This is a genomic window from Phyllobacterium sp. P5_D12 (assembly GCF_054049495.1).
In genome coordinates, this window is sequence record NZ_JBFUMG010000447.1 from 1 (window position 1) to 3,665 (window position 3,665).

4 protein-coding genes are annotated in these 3,665 nt (G+C 59.5%); all 4 read left to right on the forward strand.

The genetic code is table 11. The features are described 5' to 3' along the window. Positions 1-23 precede the first annotated feature (23 nt). On the forward strand, positions 24-785 hold the full coding sequence (locus ACXJ5O_RS21470) for an ABC transporter ATP-binding protein (protein ID WP_457301663.1): 762 nt from the start codon (positions 24-26) through the stop codon (positions 783-785). Further along, positions 763-1,485 (forward strand): ABC transporter ATP-binding protein, encoded by a 723-nt coding sequence (locus ACXJ5O_RS21475; RefSeq protein ID WP_457301660.1) that lies wholly within the window; start codon positions 763-765, stop codon positions 1,483-1,485. Before ACXJ5O_RS21470 ends, ACXJ5O_RS21475 begins: the two co-directional genes overlap by 23 nt. Positions 1,486-1,731: 246 nt before the next feature. Next, a complete protein-coding gene (gene efeU / locus ACXJ5O_RS21480; protein ID WP_457301661.1) occupies positions 1,732-2,565 on the forward strand; it encodes an iron uptake transporter permease EfeU in 834 nt (277 codons plus the stop codon). A gap of 30 nt (positions 2,566-2,595) precedes the next feature. Continuing rightward, the coding region (gene efeO / locus ACXJ5O_RS21485; RefSeq protein WP_457301662.1) for an iron uptake system protein EfeO at positions 2,596-3,665 on the forward strand (1,070 nt) is incomplete at its 3' end.

Below are 3,665 nucleotides of genomic sequence, written 5' to 3' on the forward strand. Positions count from 1 at the left end.
GAACGATACAGGCGAGGCGGCAAATGACTGCACTCTTCGAGGTCGATCATCTCCAGAAGGTCTTTGGCGGGCTGAACGTTACGCGCGATGTCTCGCTGGCGCTGGGCAAGGGTGATCGCGTGGCGCTGATCGGCCCGAACGGCGCCGGGAAAACCACCTTCGTCAATCTGGTAACCGGCCATCTGCGTCCGGACTCCGGACAGGTCCTGATGGGCGGCGAAGACATTTCGAAATTCACTCCGATGAGGCGTGTGCGCGCCGGGCTGGTTCGCTCGTTTCAGGTGACACGGCTTTTTGCCGAGATGACCCCGGAAGAGCATGTCGCGCTGGCGATCCTGCAGCGGCAAGGCAAGTCCGGCCGGATGGCGGGTTCCTTTCAGGCCATGCCAGACGTGATGCGTGAAACATATGAAATTCTTGAGACGCTCAATCTGACAGCACTCGGGCGGGTACCAGTCAGCGAGATCGCCTATGGTCAACAGCGCCTTTTGGAAATTGCGCTGGCGCTGGCGCTTCGGCCGAAGGTGCTGTTGCTCGACGAACCGGCCGCGGGCGTGCCGCACAGCGATACGTTTCTGATCGAGAATGCATTGGCGCAACTGCCGGCCGATCTCGCGGTGCTGATGATCGAGCATGACATGGATCTGGTTTTTCGTTTTGCCAAGAGGGTGATCGTGCTGGCGGCGGGTGAAATCATCTTCGACGGCCTGCCTGTCGATGCGACGAACGACGTGCGGGTACGCGAGGCCTATCTCGGAGGGTATGCCAATGGCAGCGCGGCTTGAAGTCAAGGGTCTGAGCGCGGGTTATGGTCCGACCCGGGTCCTCGAAGATATTTCCTTCACTGCCGAGGCCGGTTCGCGCATCGCGGTACTTGGGCGAAACGGCGTCGGCAAGACAACATTGTTTGCAACGCTTGCGGGGCAGACACGGCGCTATGACGGCACGATCAAACTCGGCGATGCGGACCTTACCCACATGGAGAGCTCCGCCCGGGCCTGGAGCGGGCTTGGCTTCGTACCGCAATCACGCAGTATCTTTCCATCGCTGACTGTCGAAGAGAACCTCTTCGTCGGGTTGAAGGGAAGGCCGCGTACCGCGTTGCAGGAGGCCTACGACATGTTCCCTCGGCTCTACGAGCGGCGGGCGAATTCCGGGGCAAAACTTTCCGGCGGGGAGCAGCAGATGCTCTCGACCGCCCGCACCATTCTGGGCAAGCCGACTGTGCTGCTGCTCGATGAACCGCTGGAGGGGCTGGCGCCGGTGATATGCGCGGAACTGATGGCGGCGTTTTCGCAACTCGCCTCGAGCGGCGAGATGACCATCCTGCTCGTCGAGCAGCGTATCCAGAGCGCTCTCGATTTTGCCGAGCGGGTGATCATTCTCGAACGCGGTCGCATCGTATGGGATGGTTTATCTGAGCAACTGGCGGGTGATCGCGACACGGTCGATCGATTGCTCGGCGTAGCGAGCGTTCCGCGTTGATTTCGCCTCCACTGGAGGAATTGTGGCAAGAATGTGGCGGCGCAGGGGGCCTTCTCGACATTAGGTTGCATTCGATTGTGGATTGAAACAATCAACATATTGGAATAATTGACAAATTTTCTCCGGTTATTCCTTAGAATTCTTCTAATATATTGTTATTGCTTCGTTTTTCGCGACAGTCTATGACTCCCGCGGCGCCAAAGCGCGTCTCGAAGAGGCGTCAAGGGTTGGCCGAGGGTCTGATCTATGCTGGTTCCATTCCTGATAATGCTGCGTGAGGGCATCGAGGCGGCCCTGATCGTGGGCATTGTCGCGAGCTATCTGAAGCAGACCGGTCGAGGCGAATGGATGCCGGCGGTTTGGGTCGGGATTCTGCTTGCCATTGCGCTTTCGCTCTTCGTCGGAGCCGGGCTGCAGATGGTCAGCGCCGAGTTCCCCCAGAAGGCACAGGAGTTCTTCGAGGCCATTGTCGGGCTGATTGCAGTCATCGTCTTGTCGTCGATGGTTTTCTGGATGCGCAAGGCGGCGCGCTCGATCAAATCCGACCTCCACCATTCGATCGACTCGGCGTTTTCGCATTCGACAGGACAGGCCCCCGCGCTGATTGCCATGGTGTTCTTCGCCGTGGCCCGCGAAGGGCTCGAATCGGTATTCTTCTTGCTCGCCATTTTCCAGCAGAGCACCAACAACGATGCGCCGCTTGGCGCGCTTCTCGGCATTCTGGTGTCGATCGTGCTCGGCTACGGCATCTATATGGGCGGTATTCGCCTCAATCTGCGCCGGTTCTTCTTCTGGACGGGCCTTTTCATATTGGTGGTTGCTGCCGGGATATTGGCGGGCACGTTGCGGCATTTCCACGAGGCGGGCGTCTGGAACAGCCTCCAGACAGTCGTCATCGACCTGAGCGGCATCCTGCCGGTCAGCGGCCCATTGGGTACGTTGCTCTCCGGAATGTTCGGTTACCAGGACATGCCGACGCTGGGCGAAGTCATCGTCTATGTCGCCTTCCTATCCATCAGCATCTTTATGTTCCTGCGTCCAGCGGGCAGTCGCACGACTGCCGCCCAACCTTCCCATTGATCGCTACCCATTGACCGAAAGAAATTTTATATGACGCAAACCGCCGGCTCCAGTTCTCCCCGCCCTTCATCGCAAAAGCTGATGAAGCTGGCGGTTGCGGGGGCCGCCCTTCTCGTCGTCGCAGGCGGTGTGGCCTTCTACTATGCCTCGAAAGGTTTGAAATCGGCGGGTTCAAGCGGGGCTATCACTGTCACGATCAACGACAGCGCATGCGATCCCAACGAGATTACGGTTCCGGCCGGGCGTTCGACCTTCACCATCGTCAACAAATCCAACCGCGCGCTTGAGTGGGAAATCCTCGACGGCGTAATGGTTCTGGAAGAGCGCGAGAATATCGTGCCGGGCTTTACCCAGACGATGCAGGCAAAACTCAAGGCCGGAACCTACGAGATCACCTGCGGCCTGCTCAACAATCCGCGCGGAACCTTGCACGTCACGCCATCGGCCGAGTCCGAAGCGGAGGCTGCGCGGCCGGCGCTGGTATCGTTTATCGGTCCGCTGGCCGAATTCCAGGTGTTCATGGCGATGCAGGCGAATTCGCTGGTGAAGGCGACGAAGGCTCTCGATGACGCGATCAAGGCCGGCGATCTCGAAAAGGCGCGGGAATCCTATCAGAAGGCGCGTGCTCCCTACAAACAGATTGAACCGATGGCCGACCTTTTCGCCGATCTGCACAATGCCATCGATCCGGTGGCGGACTATCTCGAAAAGCGCGAGGAGGACCCAGGTTTCACCGGCTTCCATCGTATTGAATACGGTCTCTACGCCAAGAACAGCCTTGACGGCCTGGCGCCAGTCTCGGCGAAGCTGCTGGCCGACGTGACGGCACTGAAGGACCGGATACGCGGGTTGCGCATTCCGCCCGAGCAGATCGCCAAGGGCGCGGGGCGGCTTGTCGGGCAGATTGCCGATACGAAGATCACCGCGGGTGAAGATCACTATGCGCAGACCGATCTTGCCGATTTCGAGGCCAATATTGCCGGGGTTTCGCGGATGATGGCGTTGCTGAAACCGGTTGCGGTGCAGGCGGCGCCACAGGTGGTGGCCGATATCGACAGCCGCCTGACAGAGACCACTAGCGCGTTGACTGCACTCAAGGG